Raw genomic sequence first — 19,427 nt, 5'->3', positions numbered from 1 at the left:
TTCCGCATATGCGTTTTCCTAAGATAATTTCCGCGTGTTTACTGGCTGTTGCCGGCCTGGCATCCTGCAAAAAGGATTTCCTGGACAGAAGCCCAGAAACAGTGATCAGTGATGCCCAGTACTGGAAAACATCCAACGATCTGAAGTTGTATAGCAATAGTTTTTATGCCGCGCTTCCTGCTTATACTGGTTATGGTACAATTGGTATTTATGGACTGGATGCAGACCAGGGTTCTGATAACATGATCTACATGAGCTACAATACCTGGATGAATGGAGAAACAGTGGTACCATCCAGTGGTGGCGGCTGGGGCTGGAGTACGCTCCGCAACATCAACTACCTGTTGGATAACTATTCCAAAGTAAATGAGCCATGGAATAATGTGAAACCTTATGTAGGCGAAGCAAAATTCTTCCGCGCTTATTTTTACTTCGGTATGATGAAAACCTTTGGCGATCTGCCATGGGTAGGTAAAGCCCTCGATCCGAATTCAGCGGAACTGTTCAATAAACGACTACCTCGTAATGTGATTGCAGATTCAATTATGGCGGATCTGGACAGTGCAATTGCTTATCTGCCGTCTAAACCTGCGAGCCAGGCTGGCCGCGTATACAAAGAATACGCCCTGGCCTTTAAATCCCGTGTTGCGTTGTTTGAAGGCACCTGGGAAAAATACCTGGCGGGTACGCCATTCGTACCTGCGGGCGCCACTCCGAACAAATATTTGCAGGCAGCCGCAGATGCAGCATCCGCGGTGATCAGCTCCGGTCTTTTCCAACTGGATAATGTGGGTAAATCTTTCGGTTACTGGTCGCTCTTTAATCAAACCGATTTCACCAGCAGTAAAGAAATCATGTTCTGGCGTCAGTATAATCTGACCACGGGTCCTACTCATAACTGGCACAGATATACGAATAGTGGCGCCGGCCGCGGTCTCACTAAAAATCTCGTGGATGATTACCTCTGCCTGGATGGTCAGCCGATTGCAGTGAGTCCGATGTACAAAGGAGATGATTCCCTGAATCAGGTAGTACTCGGCAGAGATCCACGTCTGATGCAAACCATGTATGTGAACGATGGTCAGCATATCGTTACCAACAATCAGCCAGGAGGCGCTCCAAACCTGATCTTCCAGGTACCGACTTTCAATGCTGCCAACGAAGGTAAACCAGCTACCGGCTATCAGGTATACAAAGGCCATAATCCGGATTATTATCAGCAGTATGCAGGCGATGTGGGCACTACCGCGTTAATCCTGATGCGCTATGCAGAAGTATTGCTGAACTATGCAGAAGCAAAAGCAGAACTGGGATCATTGACACAGGCAGACATCGACATGACGATCAACAAAACCCGCGCAAGGGTAGGTATGCCCAACCTGATGATGGGCGCCATTGTAAACGATCCGAATTGGGTATTCAACAATATCAGTCCTATTCTGAATGAAGTCCGCCGGGAAAGAAGAATTGAACTGGCATGTGAAGGATTCAGGAGAGACGACATCATGCGCTGGGGCGCTATGGGCAAACTGATCGTTGGTTGGAAGCCTAAAGGAGCCAAACTGAAACAGTGGGTAAATACCGTTCCTGCTAATCTGTTGTCCAGCTATCCGGTAGATGCCAACGGCTATATCGAACTGTATCAGAAGATAGGCGCGATGAGCTCCGGCTATAAATTCAACATAAACAGGGATTATCTCTCCCCTATTCCATTATCAGAGCTCCAGGTACCCGGTTCTACCATGACCCAGAATCCGGGCTGGAATTAGCCTTAAAATCGCTTCACAGGTATCGGCATCGGTACCTGTGAAGTTTTGTACTGCGGCCTTTACATCCCTTTATCCCCAAAACAGTGTAAACAAATCATTAATTCCCCGGTGTGTTGTAGTTTCATTTCCATTATTCCCACACCTTTGCAGCGCCATAAAGAAAAGAAATTATCTAAGCCTGGAACTGCTTTAATTTTTAATCTACATCAGAAGCCATTGCAATAGCACTCTTATATGCTATGCAGTGGCTTCGTCTATTTAGGACTGCTTATCATGATAAAAATTAAACTGGATTATTGTAGATATCATATTATCTTGAGTAAACGAAACCTATATGTAGCATTCAACCCTCAGTCATTATAACCAAATACATATAATCATTATGAAATCGATGTTTGTGAAACTCACGGGTACCGTAGCAGTATCCCTCGCCCTCTTCTTTGTTGCCTGTAAAAAAGGTAACATCGAATCTCAACCCATTACAAAGGAAAATCCTGCTTCGGAGGAGGAAATCAGTAAGATGAAATTATATCTTGCTCAAACCACCGGCATAAAGGAATCCCTGATTATTTATGATGCTGGCAGACAAGCTTTCATCATGCATGGAGACATCCTGATATCCACGAAAGATGTGCAAGGTTACATGAAGACTAAACCCTATTCAACAGGAGCCCCGTCAACAGAACAATACAGATGGCCTTACCTGTTAAACAGCAATATAGTCAGCAACATTCGGATTAAGGATAACATCAATGATCCTGCCTGGAAAAAAGCCCTCAGAGATGCCATCAAATATTGGAATAATTACAACCTGCTCGGCTCCTCTACCAGAATTACCTTTACCATTTATTCAGATAATACCACCTATGATCTCGTGGCAAATGATAGCTGGTACGAAGTTTCCAATACCATTGCATATGCCTATTTACCAAAATCAAATGGCACAACTGGCGATTCATTGCGCATTAATACCTATTACAATTATTTCAGCCCAGAACTGAAAGCAATGACCATCGCACATGAGCTGGGACACGTCATCGGCTTTACTCACTCCGATGGTAGTGGTGGCGGATCACTGATTCCAGGCACCATCGCAAACGACAACCAATCGCTGATGTGGCCAGTGATTCCTGCAACCGCTCCATCTCCGGTATTTGATAACTATGATCTGATTGGCGCCCGTTACCTCTACCCAAGAACGCCTAATGCCAGCGGCAACTCCGGTAGTATAAGCACTATGGCAGGCGCAGATATCGGCATCGATGACGGTAGCTTCTACTGGGGCCTGAGCGGCAATGTTACCAGAGGCAACTCTACCCGGATTTACGGCGAGATGAATACTTACAGTCTCGTGGCAGGTAAAACCCCTGCTGATGTAGCGGAAATTGGCATTGCAAATACCAATCTCGTGTACGTTTGGTACAAGGATGGTTATGTAGGTACCGGTGGATTCTATCAACTCAATACCTACCCCACCTTAAACACGAGGTATCCATATGCGCTCCCTGCCGGCAAAACGCCTGCAAACATCGTTGGTATCAGTATCAGCAAACAGGATGGCAGATGCTATGCATGGTATAATGATGGCACCTATTCTGTTGGTAACTCCACAGACCTGGGTTACTACAGCGCTTCCCAAACCTACACACTCCCTGCTGGAAAATCATATTCAGATATCAGAGCAGTGGGCATCGCTGAAACATCCGACTGGCGCTACTTCTGGTATAAAGACAATACCGTATCTGTGGGCAGCAACAGCAACGCCGCCGCTTTCCAGGGAATATCCACAGTTACTAATTACTAATACATATTTACTTTCATAAAAGAAGCACGGTAGCATGCTACCGTGCTTCTTCTTTTACATGGAGCATTACATTTATGGAAGCGTAGTCAGATCTACGGATGGCGGAGTACCCGTTGCAGGCCTGGTGTAGATTACGCCTACACTGTTACCCACCTGACGGAAACCGCCACTGTACATATACAACATACTGTTTTCAACGCCGGCTCCTTCATCATAACGCTGATGTGCCGCATCGCTGGCAGTAGTACTGAAGGAGGCTTGTGTTACTTCAATCCAATTGCCATATTTGGTCCTTACCCATTGATTACCATACCTCGCTTTGAAGAAGTCCTGCCCATTACTACCGAAGTTTTCCACAAAAGAATATAATCCGCCAAGTAGCTGCCCGTTGGTCTTCGATTTATCCCATTCTCCCAGGAGTTTCCAGGCGCCATTTTCCGGCGCATAATACCAGGCAGTAAAGAGTGTATGCGTACCGGAGGCTTCCGCATTTACAAGCATTTTATACGTATTACCCGTCACCCAAGGAAACACCAGGTAGGTTTGCCCGCCAGAACCTTCGCCGCCAAACTGATTACTCACGACATTGGTTCCCTTTCGCACCAATGTAACGGCATAATCTGCCGGAATTTCATTCGGATTATTAGTATCATAATTACTCCAGATGCTAAAGAGAATTCTTCTTTCAGTTGGCCCGTTTACCTGTATACCGAAATAGCCGTCCCAGAAGCCATTGGTCATATAATACGCATTCAACGGATCTGCTCCTGCTGGTACATTTACTTCTGTATAAAACCAGGAAATAGCGCTATCGCCAGGATACTTGTAACTCAGATGGGTAGCGGGCGCACTACGATACTGACTCTTATTGTATTTCAGTCCCAAAGAGCTGGTGATAATAACAGATTGAACATCCGGGAGATACGTGCCATTCTTGGTCACTGCCTTGATCTCTATGCAATGATACTGAGCCGACGAAATATTGAACGCTCCTACATTCAACGTTACATAAGAAGAGGTTTGATTAACCACTACATTATAACTCGTCCCGGAGCTGTCCAGTCGGATACGCAATGTATTAGTATTGGAGGGCGCTTTCACACGAACCGATACATTAATACTTCCTGTGGTAGTGGGATAAAAATACACTCTGGTAATACCAGCGCTATCCGTCCATGCGCCTAAACCATTGGCGCCAATTGATCCGTAACCATTACTCTGATCTTTCGGATATACGTACCCGTTAGAGTATAGGGTTACGGTGTCTGTAGCGGTTAATAATGGCGTAATGCCTTCTGAAACAGTACTTTGCTTGGAAAGTAGTTCACTGCTGTTATACTTTGCGCATGCCGACAGTAACAGGCAAAGCAAAATAATAGGGTGCTTTTTCATGTGAGTGATGTGGATTTTGGTTAGTGATTATTGAGGAGTGCTCCATGTACAAAAGGAATAACCAGTTCACTGTTACTTGTTCACTGAAAAAAAACGCGGGTTCGGGTCGTCAACAATAATAAAAGTAAAATCCACCTTTAATAAAACTAAATGATCTCCTCTTTTCTGGCAGAATTATGACAGAGCCTCCAGCCCGGCTGAAATGAAAAAAGGCCAGTCTGACGACTGGCCTTCTCCCTAATATTCAAAGTCTTACGACTATTCTTCCATCATTTCCATCACCACACGAACGATATCTTCCGCATTTGGTTTGGAGAAGTAATCGCCATCAGAACCATAAGCCGGACGATGCGCCTGTGCACTCAAGGTGCGAGGTGCTACATCCAACCAACGGTAACCGCCCTGATTTTCCATTACCTGCTGGAACATATAAGCAGTTCCGCCACCAGGTACGTCTTCATCCGTGAAGAGAATACGGTTCGTCTTCTTCAATGATTCTACGATAATATGGTTAATATCAAACGGCAGTAATGTTTGTACATCAATCACTTCGCAGGAGATTCCCAGCTCTTCCAGCGTAGCTACGCCTTCTTCCACAATTCTTGTCATGGAACCATAAGTAACGATAGTTACATCATCACCTTGTTTCAGCACTTCAGGAATACCTAAAGGCACTGTGAAAGTTTCCAGGTTTACTGGCAGTTGTTCTTTCAGACGATACCCGTTGAGAGATTCAATTACCAATGCCGGTTCATTTGCTTGCAGCAGGGTGTTGTACATACCAGCAGCCTGCACCATGTTACGTGGAACGCATACATGCATACCGCGCAGGGAGTTGATAATCATACCCATCGGAGAACCGCTATGCCAGATACCCTCCAGGCGGTGACCGCGTGTACGCACAATCAGGGGACAATACATAGCGCCTTTCGTACGATACTGCAAAGAGGCCACATCATCGCTGAGTGGTTGCAGACCATATAACAGGTAATCCAGGTATTGAATCTCCGCGATAGGACGAAGTCCACGCAGCGCCATACCAATACCTTGTCCCATGATACTCAGTTCACGGATACCGGTATCGGCTATACGGAAACCGCCATGCTTTTGCTGTAAGCCAGCAAAGCCCTGGTTTACGTCTCCAATTTTACCAACGTCTTCACCGAATGCAAAGACTTTAGGATTATTGGTAAACAGCTGATCGAAGTATTTATTCAATACCTCATAGCCGTTGATAACAGTAGGTTCTGCACCAAATTCTGCAGGTACTACCGGTACATTCAATGCAGAGTTGATACCAGTTGCATGGAGTAAAGAATTGTAATTATCTTTTTCCTGTGCGAGGTAAGTATCGTAATAAGCTTGCAGTTGTTGAACTGCAGGATCATTTTTCAGCGCTTTGTGACGTACCAGGATACTGGCTGCTGCTTTTAAAATATCACGACGCTGTGGCTCACGATTAGCCTGCAGTTCGCGAATAGTTTGCTGAACGAAATCAACTTTAGCTCCGGCTACTGCTTCTACAGGAGTTGCCAGTGCGATAAACTGCTGCACTTCGTTCTTAATTGGTGCAATATATTTTTCCCAGGCAGCTTTACGGGCATCCTGAGCGGTTGTTTTGGCAGCGGCTTCAATTTCAATCAGCGTAGCCTCGTCTGATAATGCATTCTCTAAAATCCAGGAACGCATTTTTCCATTACAGTCGAATTCTTTTTCCCAGGCCAGGCGCTCTTTACTCTTATAACGCTCATGGGAACCGGAAGTGGAGTGACCTTGTGGCTGCGTGATTTCTTCTACGTGGAAAAGCGCAGGCGTATGTGTTTCACGAATCTTGCGAATCGCAGGCTCCAGAATTTCACACATACCGGCATAATCCCAACCTTTCAGATTGTAGATATCAAAACCGTTGGTACCATCTGCTTTGCGGAAACCTTCCAGCGCTTTGGAAATAGAGTTTTTGGTAGTCTGATATTTACGTGGTACGGAGATACCATACCCGTCATCCCATACAAAAACAGCCAAAGGAACCTGCAATACGCCAGCAGCATTCATGGTTTCCCAGAAATGACCTTCAGAAGTAGAAGCATCACCGATGGTAGCGAAGCAGATTTCATTTCCATGGTTGGAAAGATGTGTCATGTCTTCCAGTTGTTCCACTTTGCGGAACAGCTTGGAAGCTAGCGCCAGGCCCAATGCACGTGGCATTTGACCAGCGGTAGGCGCCATATCTGCAGCAGAGTTTTTCATGTCCGCCAATGGTAACCAGTTCCCTTCTTTATCCATATTTGGAGTAGCGAAGTGAGAATTCATCTGGCGGCCACCGGAAAACGGATCATGATTTACATCCGGATCTGCATATAATTGCGAAAAGAATTGTTCAGGATTAGCAATGCCTGTGGCAAATGCAACAGTTTGATCGCGATAGTAACCTGAGCGGAAATCCCCCGGTTGAAAATATTTGGACATCGCTATCTGCGCCACTTCCTTTCCATCGCCAAAAATGCCAAACTTAGCTTTACCAGTAAGTACCTCCTTACGGGCGAGGAGACTAACTTCCCTGCTCTCGCAGGCCAACCTGTAGTCATTTAACACCTCCTTACGGAATTCTTCGAATGACAACCGGCTTTCTATATTCATAGCGAGTTCGTTATTTTCTATCATGCCTCTTGGTTAAAGCACAAAAGTACGGTTAATTATACAGTTCAGAAATGCCTGAAAAATTCACATTTAAAATAATCTGATTTTTTTAATAAGAATTTAATAAATTGTAAGGTATCTAATAGTTTTTGGCCGTAAATTTGTTTCGGAACAAGCAACAAATTAATTTTTTTTAACCAGTCGCTTTTAAAACCAGTATAAAAAATGAAAAAGTTTATTCTATCCCTATTTGCAACTTTGATGATTTCAACAGCGCTGTGGGCACAACAAGCTCAGAATCCTGCTGATACTAAAGTTAAATTTGCGAAAGAAACCATTGATTTCGGTAAAACTGAATTGAACAAACCAGTTTCTGTAGATTTTGAATTCACCAATATCTCTAAAGAACCGGTTCTGATCGAAGCGGCACGCGCAAGCTGTGGTTGCACCACTCCAAAATGGACTACCGAGCCCATCCTGCCTGGCAAAAAAGGTAAAGTAACTGCGAACTACAATGCTAGCAGCATCGGCCAGCAGAACAAAACCATCTGGGTTAAATTCAGAGGAGTAGATTCTGATAAAGAACTCCACCTCACCGGAACAGTTGGAAACCCAGCAAGCAAATAAGTAAAAATTACTTCTCATAAAAAAAGCCTTACAGTCCAACTGTAAGGCTTTTTTGTTTCCCTTTTATCTGGACTTCCAGACACCTATTTCTCCTATCTTTGCACTGCAAAAGAATCAAAACAATTTTATGCCTACCATTAGCCAGAGAGGTAAGCAAATGCCTTCCTCTCCTATCAGAAAACTTGTCCCATTTGCAGAAGCTGCAAAGAAAAAAGGTGTAAAGGTTTATCACCTGAACATCGGTCAGCCGGACATTGAAACACCAAAACCAATTCTGGATGCAGTGCGTCATTCCGACTTCAAAATCCTAGAATACAGCCATAGCGCAGGAAATGAGAGCTATCGCCGTAAACTGACTGAATATTACAAACGATTTGATATCGATGTAACGCACAACCAGATTATCGTGACTACCGGCGGTTCTGAGGCGATTCTCTTCGCATTTATGGCCTGCCTGGACCCAGGAGATGAGATCATCGTACCTGAGCCTTTCTATGCGAACTACAATGGTTTCGCAGTAGAAGCAGAAGTAAAAATCAAAACGATCACTGCTAATATCAGTACTGGCTTTGCACTTCCTGCTATGGAAGATTTTGAAAAAGCCATTACTTCCCGCACCCGCGCTATTCTGATCTGTAACCCGAATAATCCAACTGGGTACCTCTACAGCGAAGCAGAAATGGAAGTCCTGAAACAGCTGTGTCTGAAACATAACCTCTATCTCTTCTCTGATGAGGCATACCGCGAGTTTTGCTATACCGGCAAACACTTCAGCGCCATGAACCTGGAGGGCCTGGATAACAATGTTATCATCATGGATACTATCTCCAAACGTTACAGCGCTTGCGGTGGCCGTATTGGTGCTTTTGTAACCAAAAATCAGGAAGTCCTCGATGCTACTATGAAATTCGCACAGGCGAGATTAAGTCCTCCTTCTTTCGCCCAAATTGCGGGTGAGGCTGCAGTGGATCTGCCTGCTGATTATTTCGATGGTATCAAAGCGGAATATCAGAGTCGCCGCGACCTCCTGGTAAAAATGCTGAATGATATTCCTGGCGTTTTCTGCCCTAATCCAGGTGGTGCTTTCTATGCGATGGCACAGTTACCAATTGATGATTCTGATAAATTCTGTCAATGGATTCTGGAGCAGTTTACCCATGACGGTCAGACAGTTATGATGGCTCCAGCTACTGGTTTCTATGCTACTCCAGGCCTTGGTAAAAATGAGGTTAGATTGGCGTATGTACTGAATCTGGAAGATATTCGTCATGCAATGGTCTGCCTGGCAGAAGCGCTGAAAGTATATCCAGGTCGTACTGAAATAAAATAATTACCCGCTTTTTCAAGAGGTGGTCCTAAATAATGTGCGCAAAACAAATTATAAATAATTTTATATATCGTTTTCTGTACAAAACACACAAAATTTTAGGTCCACCTCTTGCATTTTTCGTTTTTACTTTTGTATATTTGATACAGAAAGAACAAAAGCACGAAAAAATTCAAACATAAAAATATTTACACATACGATAGGTTCTGCAAAATCTAAACTTGTTTAAGAATTATTTAACCTGTAGAATTTTTCGAAACGTTTTTTTGGTCCGACCTTTGAATCACTAAGTTTACAAGATTGAAAAGATTGAATTATCAGCAATCTGTAAAAAACAAAGTTTTACTAAAACGTTTTAGCAAAATATCGTATTTTTGTATCAGTTTTTCATAACGTGGAATTTATAAAGGCAAACGGCTCTGATCACAGAGCCGTATTTTTTTGCCCTACAAACGGATTTCGTCCCGGATTTCCCTGTTTTCGTGGCGTTTTCATACTAAATCGAAAAATTTACACACGTCTTTTCACTATTACACCTGATTTTTTTATAATATTGTTATGTAATAAAACGGCGGAACATACCCATGCCTAGCATGGTGATATTTTCGTTTGTTTTCATAACGTGGAATTTTAAAATGCAACGGTCCCGACTCTTCGGGACCGTCTCATTTTATACCAGCCTCACATTTTCCTTCGTGCCAAGGGCACGAAGGAAAATAAAAAATATCGGTCTTGTCCGTACATGCCTTCGGTATGAACGGACAAGACCGCAAAAAAAAATCCCGCTACTTGATAGTAACGGGACCTCATAAATTATATTTAAAACAACCGAAGTATTACTTCATGTTAGCTTTAATCATCGTAAAGAAATCATCAAACAGATAACGGCTATCGTGCGGACCAGGAGTTGACTCCGGATGGTACTGCACAGAGAATGCCGGTTTGTTTTTAATGCGGATACCTTCAACAGAATTATCATTCAGGTTAATATGCGTCACTTCCACATTAGGATGCGCTTCTACCGCTTTAGCATCTACTGCAAAACCGTGGTTCTGGGTAGTAATTTCACACAGACCAGTTTGCAGATTTTTCACCGGATGATTCAGACCGCGGTGACCATGGTGCATTTTGTAAGTTGGAATGTCGTGCGCCAATGCCAGCAACTGATGACCCAGGCAAATACCGAACAAAGGTCTCTCTGCCGCCAGGATCTGTTTTACAGTGTCAATCGCATACTTCAACGGAGCCGGATCACCAGGACCGTTAGAAATGAAGTAAGCATGTGGCTGGAAAGTTTCTGTTTCCTCGAATTTGGAATCCGTTGGGAATACTTTCAGATAAGCTCCTTTTTCGGAAAGGCATTTCAGCATGTTACGCTTCACTCCATTATCCATTACCGCGATGCGGATAGGCGCTTCAGGATCGCCAAGGGTATAAGCCTCTTTGGTGCTCACTTCCTGACTTAATGCCAAACCTTCCATAGATGGCACTTTCGCCAGTTCTTCCTTCAGTTTTTCTACATCCAGAATTTCAGAAGAGATAATGCAGTTCATGGCGCCTTTGCTGCGGATATGCGTAACCAATGCACGGGTATCCACATCATAGATTGCTACCAGGTTGTTATCGGTCAGGAACTTTTCCAGGGACTCATCAGCCATTTTCCGGGAATAGTTATACGCGATATTCTTAGCGATCAGACCACTGATCTTCACACTGCTACTTTCTACATCATCGGTTTTAGTACCGTAGTTACCGATGTAACAGTTGTTCATAATCAGCACCTGTCCTTTGTAAGAAGGGTCAGTAAACACTTCCTGGTAACCCGTCATACCGGTATTGAAAGCTAATTCACCGGCAGCAGTGCCAATTTTCCCAAAAGCTTTTCCCTGAAAAACCGTACCGTCTTCTAACAGCAGTATGGCAGGTTGGATGGTTCTCGTCTGAGGCATTTCTGGTATCTGTCTTGTTTTATTTTTAAAAAAAACCTTCGAGGGCTTGGGCCCAGGAAGGTTCGGATAAAAAACCGTGCAAAGTTATGAAATGCAACGGTTAATTACAGATTTTTTTTGCCTCAGTTTTTATTGTCTATTTAATTTTAACAGATTTCAGTACTCTTCTAGCCACTTCCTGGCCATTTGGATCATCGTCACGATAGTTGATATGTATCTGCCAACGGCTTTTTCCACGTACAATCACCAAATCAGAAAATCCCAGTCGTATAGCCCCTTGATACAAATAAGTGCCTTCTTCCAATGATCCCTGGAGTCCTGAAATTAGAACAGGCACCGGAGAAGATTGAATTTCAGCAAGTTGTTTATTCTCTTTCAGTTCATTTCGGGAGATAGCCAACGCTCTGTCCAATGTATTTCCTATACTATCCGAATAGGTGATCAGACTAACAGCAATCTGTACGCCGCCACCATCCTCATTCCGGTAGCTTTTGGCATATGTCACTTTACCAGCCTCATCTGGTTGCAAAGGTTGATCGTGTACCCAGAGCTTAAGAGGGGTGCTAATGGTCATTGGCTGGCGACCTATAGTAGCTGTTGTCCAGTTGGCATAAAGGACCGATTTAGGCGCCTTAGGATATAATAAAGAGTACACAGCTTTCTTCCCGAAGAGGGTACCCGCCGTAGCGATACATACAAAGAGAAGCGTAAAGAAAATAATCACTTTCGCCCTGTTCTGTGGTAAAGTCTGTTCCCTCATCCAGGCAGTGAACCTATTCTTTCTGGGCGATTTTATGGTAATTCCCACTGTTTCCCGGAATTCCTCAAAACTGGCCATTGGATGTAATTGCCGCCAGTCAGCAAATGTATTGGGCAGCTTCTTCCCACAGCCTTCACAGAAGGTCTGGTATTCCGATTTCACAGGATTAGGGTGTTTACAGCTGGTACAAAGAAGGTGTTTCATAGGTCTGGTATGGTTATAAGCAGCGTTCGTCGACACAATAAATATACTACTAATTATAAATATATATAATTTCTTAATTAGAGAAGATAGGTATAGAAGGGAAATTTAGGGAGATGGCAAGTTTTCTGTAATAAAAAAGCCTCGCGTATAATGCGAGGCTTTTCCAAATATTGTAATCTATAAATAAATTACTCAGCTGATTCAGCTGGGGTTTCAGCAGATGCTTCACCTTCAGCTTTTTTCTTAGCACCACCAGCGCGGCGAGTTTTCTTAGCAGGAGCTTTATCTGCTTCTGCAGTTTTACCGTAGATTTCGTTGAAGTCAACGAGTTCGATCATCGCAACTTCTGCGTTATCACCAACACGTTTACCCAGTTTAATGATACGGGTGTAGCCACCTGGACGGTTAGCGATTTTTTCGCTGATAACACCGAACAGTTCTTTGATGGCTTCTTTGTCCTGCAGGTAGCTGAACACGATTCTACGGTTGTGAGTAGAGTCGTTTTTACCTCTGGTCAGCATAGGCTCAATATACACGCGCAGTGCTTTCGCTTTAGCGAGTGTAGTAGTGATACGTTTGTGGCTGATCAGTTCGCAAGCCAGATTAGACATCAGGGCTTTACGGTGGGAAGCAGTTCTGCTTAATTTGTTTAATTTAACTCCGTGACGCATGACATTTTGTTTTACCCCCTGCACCGTGTCAGGAATTGCAGGGTACTTTTATTAGAAATAAGAATCCCCTTCACACTTTTGATGAAAAGGGGATATAAAGATTATTCTTCGTCGAGTTTCAGTTTGGACAGATCCATACCGAAGTGCAGACCTCTTTCGCCCAGTACTTGTTCGATTTCGCTCAGGGATTTCTGACCGAAGTTTCTGAATTTCATCAGTTCTTCCTGCTCGTACTGTACCAGTTCGCTCAGAGAGTTGATTTTCGCTGCTTTCAGACAGTTGAATGCACGTACGGACAGATCGAGATCTTCCAGTGGTGTTTTCAGGATCTTACGCAGTTGCAGTGTTTGTTCGTCCACTACATCTTCTTTCTCAGCGTCTTTGGTATCAAAGCTGATGTTCTCATCGGTGATGATCATCAGGTGCTGAATGAGGATGCGGGAAGCTTGTTTCACTGCTTCTTCAGGGTGAATAGTACCGTCGGTAACAACCTCCATGATCAGTTTCTCATAGTCGGTCTTTTGTTCCACACGGGTATTTTCTATGCTATACTTTACGTTTTTGATTGGCGTAAAGATAGAGTCAATAGCGATGTAGCCAAACACTGCATCTTTAGGTTTGTTCTCTTCAGCAGCAACATAACCACGGCCTTTACCGATAGTCAGTTCGATGTCCATCTTTGCAGAAGGATCGAGTGTGCAGATGAGGAGTTCCGGGTTCATGATCTGGAAAGAGCTGGTAGCTTTTTCGATCATATCCGCACGGAATTCTGTTTTACCTTTGATCGACAGCGTGATCTTTTCGTTCGTTACATCATTCTCAGAGATTCTCTTGAAACGAACCTGTTTCAGGTTCAGGATGATCTCAGTAACGTCTTCAGTAACACCTTTCAGCGTAGCGAACTCATGATCTGCTCCTTCAATCTTGATACCCACAATGGCATAGCCCTCCAAGGAAGACAACAGCACGCGACGCAACGCATTACCGATAGTCACAGCATAACCTGGTTCTAATGGTCGGAATTCGAATTGAGCTTCAAAGTCGGTAGACTTCTGCAATACGATCTTATCAGGTTTCTGGAAATTTAAAATCGCCATTGATATGATAGATTTATGAGTTTAAATATGAAATTAGTCCATGACCATGGCCATGGACTACTCTTTATTACTTAGAATACAATTCCACAATCAGTTGTTCCTTGATATTCTCAGGAACGCTCTCTCTCTCAGGATAAGCAATGAAAGTACCTTTCATTTCTTTCTCGTTCCAATCCAACCAGCTGAATTTTGGATTTTTACCACGGATAACGCTGGTTAAAGCGGTATTGTTTGCGGTTTTGTTTTTCACGGAAACGATGTCTCCTGGTTTCAGTTGGAAAGATGGAGTGTTAACGATGATACCGTTAACGGTGATGTGTTTGTGAGACACGAGCTGACGAGCAGCAGGGCGGGAAGGCGCGATACCCAGACGGAACACAGTGTTGTCCAGACGAGCTTCCAGTAATTTAATCAATACCTCACCAGTTACACCTTTTCTACGGTTAGCTTCGTCAAACAGGTTGCGGAACTGACGCTCCAGAACACCATAAGTGTATTTTGCTTTTTGTTTTTCTCTCAGCTGCAGAGCGTATTCACCTAACTGTTTACGTTTGCGGTTTGCGCCATGCTGACCTGGAGGGTTGCTGTTCTTACCTAAATACTTGCCATTGCCGAGAATGGGTTCACCAAAAATTCTGGAAATTTTGGTCTTTGGTCCTGTGTACCTTGCCATAATTGAATATAATAAAGATTTTTTAGTTAATGATGTATGCTCTTCAAAAAATCTAAAAACCTGATCATACACCCATTTTATAATAATAAACTACAAAGTCCAGACACCAGTCAGTTGTATCCTGACCAGTATCTGGAATCTGTAATTATATATTCCTATACTCTTCTTTTCTTAGGAGGACGGCAACCGTTGTGTGGTAAAGGAGTAACGTCTTTAATCATGCTCACTTCGATACCAGAATTTGCAATCGCACGGATAGCGCTCTCACGACCAGCACCCGGGCCTTTTACAAATACGTCTGCTCTTTTCAGACCGGCGTCCATAGCAACTTTAGCAGCATCCTGTGCAGCCAGCTGAGCTGCATATGGAGTGTTCTTTTTAGAACCTCTGAAGCCCATTTTACCAGCAGAAGACCAGGAGATAACCTGACCGTGTTTGTTGGTGATGCTTACAATGATATTGTTAAAGCTAGCAGAGATATGAACATCTCCGTAGTTATCTACTTTTACTACCCTCTTTTTATTAGCAGCAGTTTTTGTATTAGTTGCTTTTGCCATAATTATATTAAATTCCAAATATGAAATCCAGATCCCAAATTAACACGACTATCTCTGTCAATTGAAACCCCCTGAACTCGGAATTCGGGATTTCAACCTGGGATTTTATTTATTATTTCTTAGTTGCTTTTTTCTTACCAGCTACTGTCTTACGTTTACCCTTACGAGTACGGCTGTTAGTACGTGTACGCTGACCTCTCACCGGTAAGCCTTTCCTGTGACGCAGACCACGGTAGCAAGCGATATCCAGCAGACGCTTGATATTCATTTGTACTTCGGAACGCAGCTGACCCTCAACCTTAAATTCAGCGTTGATAATGTTACGGATGGCAGCTTGATCATCGTCATTCCAATCCTTCACTTTTTTACTTACATCAATTTCCGCCTTGTTCAGGATATATTGGGCGGTAGAACGGCCTATACCGAAAATATAGGTGAGGCCAATTTCTCCTCTTTTATTTTTAGGAAGATCTATACCGGCTATACGTGCCATATTTCTATTTTAGATTTTATATGATTCTGATTAAAAAATCAAATTCCGTCAAGTTCCAGAAATTAACCCTGACGTTGTTTGAAGCGAGGGTTCTTTTTGTTGATTACCAACAGAACACCTTTTCTACGAACTATTTTACAATCCGCACTTCTTTTTTTGATTGCAGCTCTTACCTTCATGATTATTTATTTATAAAAGGTTATATTTTAAATTGTAGTTTCCAGCCCGACAAATACCAATCTCTTACTTGTATCTGAAAATTATACGGCCTCTCGATAAATCGTATGGGCTCATCTCAACCCCCACCTTATCTCCTGGCAGAATGCGGATGTAGTGCATTCTCATCTTTCCAGAAATGGTGGCCAGAATCTCATGCCCATTCTCCAGTTTTACACGGAACATAGCGTTCGATAAGGCTTCTAATATTATTCCATCCTGCTTAATGAGTGCCTGTTTTGCCATAAAAATTTTTAGGACTGCAAAGATAGCATTTATCTTTTGAATTAGAAAAATTTCCCCGGATTATTCTTAATATTATTGCCGGTTTATATTAATTCCTGCCTCTTCGCCTTTAAATATGATTAATTATAAATGGATAGCTCCCTTATAATTAATAGTTTGTATTCAATTCCGGATTGTTTTTCTCCTCTCTTTCGATGTCGGTATAATTGGACAAAATATCCGCTTTTCCCTTCCCTACTGCAACCGTGTGCTCGAAATGTACAGAAGGACTGTTGTCTCTCGTCACTACTGTCCAGCCATCTTCCAGGTATTCTACGTCTTTGGAACGCAGGTTAATCATTGGCTCAATGGCAATCACCAGACCTTCTTTCATTACCGGTCCGCTACCACGTTTACCATAGTTGGGTACTTGTGGATCTTCGTGCAGGTTACGACCGAGGCCATGACCTACCAGTTCCCTTACCACACCATATCCCCTGTCTTTCTCCGTATATTCCTGGATCGCGTAGGAGATATCGCCGATACGGTTACCTACTATAGCTTTCTCAATGCCTTTGTAAAGAGATGCTTTAGTGGCGCCCATCAGTCGCAATACATTCTCCGCAACGTTTCCGATGGCGAAGGTGTAGGCGCTGTCGGCATGAAAGCCATTCATATACACACCGCAATCTACGGTAATGATATCGCCGTCTTTCAGTACGTATTTGTTCGGAATTCCGTGTACTACTGCCTCGTTTACGGAGATGCAGCAAGCAGCAGGGAAACCTTTGTAATTTTTAAAAGAAGGCGTTCCTCCGTTTTCAACAATGTATCTGTCAGCCACCGCGTCTACATCCAGAGTAGTCATCCCGGGTTTGATGGACTTAGCCACTTCCGCCAGGGCAGCGCTCAATAACAGGGCACTTTTACGGATGAGTTCGATCTCTTCTTTTGTCTTATAATGAATCATAACAATCTTTTTCTTACCTGACAGTTAAATAACATAGCCACCAAAGCATAAATCTTGGGTTTATGCTTCTGTGGCTATGTTTATTTCTAATGCCCTGAGGGCAGCATAATGCTTATGCGTTTGCCGGAGCAGTTCTGCCTTTGATACGGCCGGTGCTCATCAGACCATCGTAGTGGCGCATGAGGAGCTGGCTTTCGATCTGTTGCAGTGTATCCAGGATAACACCCACCATAATCAGGAGGGAAGTACCTCCGAAGAAGGTAGCAAAGTTACTGTTAATTCTGAATGCAGCAGCTACACCTGGCAGGATACCTACCAGTGCCAGGAAGAATGCACCAGGCAGGGTAATACGGTCCATAACAGCGCCGATATAATCAGCAGTAGCTGTACCTGGTTTAACGCCAGGGATGAAACCGTTGTTGCGTTTCATTTCATCCGCCATTTGGGTCGGGTTGAAGATTAACGCAGTATAGAAATAAGTAAATACAATCACTAAGACACCGTAGATCAGGTTATACCAGCTGTTAGTATGATCAGAGAAGATACGAACAAAGCCGGAAGCGCTTTCTGAAGAAGTCGCGAAACCGATAACGGTCGCAGGAATAAACATAATAGCCTGAGCGAAGATGATCGGCATTACACCGGCTGCATTCACTTTCAGTGGGATGAACTGGCGTACGCCACCATATTGTTTATTACCTACAATTCGTTTTGCGTAGTTAACCGGTATTTTGCGGGTACCTTGTACCAGCAGAATCAATCCTACCGTAATCAGGATGAAGATAGCGATCTCAATCAGGAAGAGGATAGGACCACCGCCACCGCCTTCTACTTTCGTAGAGAATTCGGCAATGATAGCCTGAGGCAGACGAGCAAGGATACCCATCATGATGATGATGGAAGTACCATTACCGATACCTTTATCTGTGATTTTCTCACCCAGCCACATCACAAACATAGTACCTGCTGTGAGGACAATGGTAGTAGACAACCAGAAGAAGAAGGTGCCATATTCAGGAATAATAGCGCCACCGGACTGGTTACGCAGGTAAGCAACATAGGCGCTTGCCTGGAATCCAGTTACTATAACTGTGAGAATACGGGTGTATTGGTTGATCTTTTTGCGGCCGCTTTCTCCTTCTTTCTGCAATTTTTGGAAATATGGTACTGCTATAGTTAACAATTGAATAGCAATAGACGCAGAAATGTAAGGCATAATACCTAACGCGAAGATGGAAGCTCTTGAAAACGATCCACCCGCAAACATATTAAACAGCCCCAGAATCCCCTGGTTTGAACTCTTGGAAAAGTTGGAGAGGGCGTTGGCATCGATACCAGGTAACGTAATATAAGATCCTACACGGTAGATGAGGACCAGGAGCAGGGTGGTTAAGATGCGGTTACGCAGATCCTCAATACTCCAGATATTCTTAATCGTTTCGATAAATTTCTTCACAGGAAGATAAAGGTTTAATAGCGCTATTAAATATGAAAAGACGCACTACTCCGTAGGCGTCTCCTCAGTCGTAAAGTCTTATACCAGTTCTACTGAACCACCTGCACTTTCGATGGCCTGTTTAGCTTTTTCGCTGATAGCGTTCACTTTAACAGTCACCTTACCTTTCAGTTCACCGTTAGCCAGGATCTTAACTTTAGCAGTTCTGTTGATCAGACCATTCATGAACAGGGTATCCAGGTTAAATTCCTGCAGACCATATTTTTCAACTAATTGGTCCATCTGGCCCAGGTTGAAGATTTGGTATTCTTCGCGGTTGTTATTTTTGAAGCCACGTTTAGGCATACGGCGCTGGATTGGCATCTGACCTCCTTCGAAGCCTCTCTTGCTGGAGTAACCAGCGCGAGATTGAATACCTTTGTTACCTTTTGTGGAGGTACCACCTTTACCGGAAGCCTCACCACGACCCAGACGTTTCTCTTTATGTACGGAGCCTTTTGCAGGCTGTAAAGAATGCAGATTCATAATTCAATTTTTTTTACTTACGCGGAAATTAACCGCTCGCTTTAAATGTAAAATATCTATAGTAAAGTTGCAAAT

General features: G+C 43.5%; 18 protein-coding genes. 4 read left to right on the top strand and 14 right to left on the bottom strand.

Features of this window, described 5'->3' with window-relative positions:
* The first annotated feature begins 8 nt into the window (after positions 1-8).
* Together CLV59_RS01180 and CLV59_RS01175 are read left to right on the top strand one after the other, a co-directional pair.
* On the top strand, positions 9-1,769 hold the full coding sequence (locus CLV59_RS01180; RefSeq protein WP_111590171.1) for a RagB/SusD family nutrient uptake outer membrane protein: 1,761 nt from the start codon (positions 9-11) through the stop codon (positions 1,767-1,769).
* A 382-nt stretch (positions 1,770-2,151) separates the two neighbouring features.
* Positions 2,152-3,573 carry a M57 family metalloprotease gene (locus CLV59_RS01175; RefSeq protein ID WP_111590170.1) on the top strand — a complete coding sequence of 474 codons (1,422 nt, stop codon included), beginning with the start codon at positions 2,152-2,154 and terminating at the stop codon, positions 3,571-3,573.
* 72 nt (positions 3,574-3,645) lie between these two features.
* On the opposite strand, the gene CLV59_RS01170 is transcribed toward CLV59_RS01175, so the two are convergent.
* Positions 3,646-4,965 (bottom strand): DUF3472 domain-containing protein, encoded by a 1,320-nt coding sequence (locus CLV59_RS01170; RefSeq protein WP_111590169.1) that lies wholly within the window; start codon positions 4,963-4,965, stop codon positions 3,646-3,648.
* Between the two features lie 258 nt (positions 4,966-5,223).
* Positions 5,224-7,626 carry an alpha-ketoacid dehydrogenase subunit alpha/beta gene (locus CLV59_RS01165; protein ID WP_111590168.1) on the bottom strand — a complete coding sequence of 801 codons (2,403 nt, stop codon included), beginning with the start codon at positions 7,624-7,626 and terminating at the stop codon, positions 5,224-5,226.
* 201 nt (positions 7,627-7,827) lie between these two features.
* On the opposite strand from CLV59_RS01165, the gene CLV59_RS01160 reads away from it, so the two are divergent.
* Both CLV59_RS01160 and CLV59_RS01155 read left to right on the top strand, forming a co-directional pair.
* Positions 7,828-8,229: a DUF1573 domain-containing protein gene (locus CLV59_RS01160; protein ID WP_111590167.1), complete on the top strand. Its 402-nt coding sequence runs from the start codon at positions 7,828-7,830 to the stop codon at positions 8,227-8,229.
* A 127-nt stretch (positions 8,230-8,356) separates the two neighbouring features.
* Entirely contained in the window at positions 8,357-9,559 is a 1,203-nt protein-coding gene (locus tag CLV59_RS01155; RefSeq protein ID WP_111590943.1) for a pyridoxal phosphate-dependent aminotransferase, read from the top strand.
* A gap of 833 nt (positions 9,560-10,392) precedes the next feature.
* Here CLV59_RS01155 and carA read toward each other — a convergent pair.
* From carA to rplO, 12 genes are all read right to left on the bottom strand, one after another.
* Entirely contained in the window at positions 10,393-11,505 is a 1,113-nt protein-coding gene (carA, locus tag CLV59_RS01150) for a glutamine-hydrolyzing carbamoyl-phosphate synthase small subunit (protein ID WP_111590166.1), read from the bottom strand.
* Positions 11,506-11,641: 136 nt separating this feature from the next.
* Positions 11,642-12,469 carry a hypothetical protein gene (locus tag CLV59_RS01145; RefSeq protein WP_111590165.1) on the bottom strand — a complete coding sequence of 276 codons (828 nt, stop codon included), beginning with the start codon at positions 12,467-12,469 and terminating at the stop codon, positions 11,642-11,644.
* 188 nt (positions 12,470-12,657) lie between these two features.
* Complete coding sequence (rplQ, locus tag CLV59_RS01140; RefSeq protein ID WP_111590164.1) at positions 12,658-13,140, bottom strand: 50S ribosomal protein L17; 483 nt, start codon at positions 13,138-13,140, stop codon at positions 12,658-12,660.
* 101 nt (positions 13,141-13,241) lie between these two features.
* Positions 13,242-14,237: a DNA-directed RNA polymerase subunit alpha gene (locus CLV59_RS01135; protein ID WP_111590163.1), complete on the bottom strand. Its 996-nt coding sequence runs from the start codon at positions 14,235-14,237 to the stop codon at positions 13,242-13,244.
* Between the two features lie 67 nt (positions 14,238-14,304).
* Positions 14,305-14,910 carry a 30S ribosomal protein S4 gene (gene rpsD / locus CLV59_RS01130; RefSeq protein ID WP_111590162.1) on the bottom strand — a complete coding sequence of 202 codons (606 nt, stop codon included), beginning with the start codon at positions 14,908-14,910 and terminating at the stop codon, positions 14,305-14,307.
* A gap of 155 nt (positions 14,911-15,065) precedes the next feature.
* Complete coding sequence (rpsK, locus tag CLV59_RS01125) at positions 15,066-15,467, bottom strand: 30S ribosomal protein S11 (RefSeq protein ID WP_073083840.1); 402 nt, start codon at positions 15,465-15,467, stop codon at positions 15,066-15,068.
* A gap of 112 nt (positions 15,468-15,579) precedes the next feature.
* Positions 15,580-15,960, bottom strand: a complete 381-nt coding sequence (gene rpsM / locus CLV59_RS01120; protein ID WP_111590161.1) for a 30S ribosomal protein S13 — start codon at positions 15,958-15,960, stop codon at positions 15,580-15,582.
* A gap of 62 nt (positions 15,961-16,022) precedes the next feature.
* The gene (rpmJ, locus tag CLV59_RS01115; protein WP_073083232.1) at positions 16,023-16,139 is read right to left on the bottom strand and encodes a 50S ribosomal protein L36; all 117 of its coding nucleotides are present in this window, start codon (positions 16,137-16,139) and stop codon (positions 16,023-16,025) included.
* A 64-nt stretch (positions 16,140-16,203) separates the two neighbouring features.
* Positions 16,204-16,422, bottom strand: a complete 219-nt coding sequence (gene infA / locus CLV59_RS01110; RefSeq protein ID WP_012789309.1) for a translation initiation factor IF-1 — start codon at positions 16,420-16,422, stop codon at positions 16,204-16,206.
* A gap of 148 nt (positions 16,423-16,570) precedes the next feature.
* The gene (map, locus tag CLV59_RS01105; protein WP_211323698.1) at positions 16,571-17,371 is read right to left on the bottom strand and encodes a type I methionyl aminopeptidase; all 801 of its coding nucleotides are present in this window, start codon (positions 17,369-17,371) and stop codon (positions 16,571-16,573) included.
* 112 nt (positions 17,372-17,483) lie between these two features.
* Positions 17,484-18,827: a preprotein translocase subunit SecY gene (gene secY / locus CLV59_RS01100; RefSeq protein ID WP_111590159.1), complete on the bottom strand. Its 1,344-nt coding sequence runs from the start codon at positions 18,825-18,827 to the stop codon at positions 17,484-17,486.
* 78 nt (positions 18,828-18,905) lie between these two features.
* Complete coding sequence (gene rplO, locus CLV59_RS01095; RefSeq protein WP_111590158.1) at positions 18,906-19,352, bottom strand: 50S ribosomal protein L15; 447 nt, start codon at positions 19,350-19,352, stop codon at positions 18,906-18,908.
* Between the last annotated feature and the right edge of the window lie 75 nt (positions 19,353-19,427).

The organism is Chitinophaga dinghuensis, assembly GCF_003259435.1.
GTDB classification, from domain to species: Bacteria; Bacteroidota; Bacteroidia; order Chitinophagales; family Chitinophagaceae; genus Chitinophaga; species Chitinophaga dinghuensis.
The sequence above is the reverse complement of the archived record's forward strand: the minus strand, read 5'-3'. Positions and strand labels throughout refer to the sequence as shown.

Excerpts from the sequence above, each read along its gene's own strand:
- CLV59_RS01170 (WP_111590169.1), bottom strand. The coding sequence starts at position 4,965 with ATGAAAAAGCACCCTATTATTTTGCTTTGCCTGTTACTGTCGGCATGC.
- rpsK (WP_073083840.1), bottom strand. The coding sequence starts at position 15,467 with ATGGCAAAAGCAACTAATACAAAAACTGCTGCTAATAAAAAGAGGGTA.
- CLV59_RS01180 (WP_111590171.1), top strand. The coding sequence starts at position 9 with ATGCGTTTTCCTAAGATAATTTCCGCGTGTTTACTGGCTGTTGCCGGC.
- map (WP_211323698.1), bottom strand. The coding sequence starts at position 17,371 with ATGATTCATTATAAGACAAAAGAAGAGATCGAACTCATCCGTAAAAGT.
- infA (WP_012789309.1), bottom strand. The coding sequence starts at position 16,422 with ATGGCAAAACAGGCACTCATTAAGCAGGATGGAATAATATTAGAAGCC.
- CLV59_RS01145 (WP_111590165.1), bottom strand. The coding sequence starts at position 12,469 with ATGAAACACCTTCTTTGTACCAGCTGTAAACACCCTAATCCTGTGAAA.
- rpsD (WP_111590162.1), bottom strand. The coding sequence starts at position 14,910 with ATGGCAAGGTACACAGGACCAAAGACCAAAATTTCCAGAATTTTTGGT.
- CLV59_RS01155 (WP_111590943.1), top strand. The coding sequence starts at position 8,357 with ATGCCTACCATTAGCCAGAGAGGTAAGCAAATGCCTTCCTCTCCTATC.
- rplO (WP_111590158.1), bottom strand. The coding sequence starts at position 19,352 with ATGAATCTGCATTCTTTACAGCCTGCAAAAGGCTCCGTACATAAAGAG.
- CLV59_RS01175 (WP_111590170.1), top strand. The coding sequence starts at position 2,152 with ATGAAATCGATGTTTGTGAAACTCACGGGTACCGTAGCAGTATCCCTC.
- carA (WP_111590166.1), bottom strand. The coding sequence starts at position 11,505 with ATGCCTCAGACGAGAACCATCCAACCTGCCATACTGCTGTTAGAAGAC.
- CLV59_RS01160 (WP_111590167.1), top strand. The coding sequence starts at position 7,828 with ATGAAAAAGTTTATTCTATCCCTATTTGCAACTTTGATGATTTCAACA.
- CLV59_RS01135 (WP_111590163.1), bottom strand. The coding sequence starts at position 14,237 with ATGGCGATTTTAAATTTCCAGAAACCTGATAAGATCGTATTGCAGAAG.
- rplQ (WP_111590164.1), bottom strand. The coding sequence starts at position 13,140 with ATGCGTCACGGAGTTAAATTAAACAAATTAAGCAGAACTGCTTCCCAC.
- CLV59_RS01165 (WP_111590168.1), bottom strand. The coding sequence starts at position 7,626 with ATGATAGAAAATAACGAACTCGCTATGAATATAGAAAGCCGGTTGTCA.
- rpsM (WP_111590161.1), bottom strand. The coding sequence starts at position 15,960 with ATGGCACGTATAGCCGGTATAGATCTTCCTAAAAATAAAAGAGGAGAA.
- rpmJ (WP_073083232.1), bottom strand. The coding sequence starts at position 16,139 with ATGAAGGTAAGAGCTGCAATCAAAAAAAGAAGTGCGGATTGTAAAATA.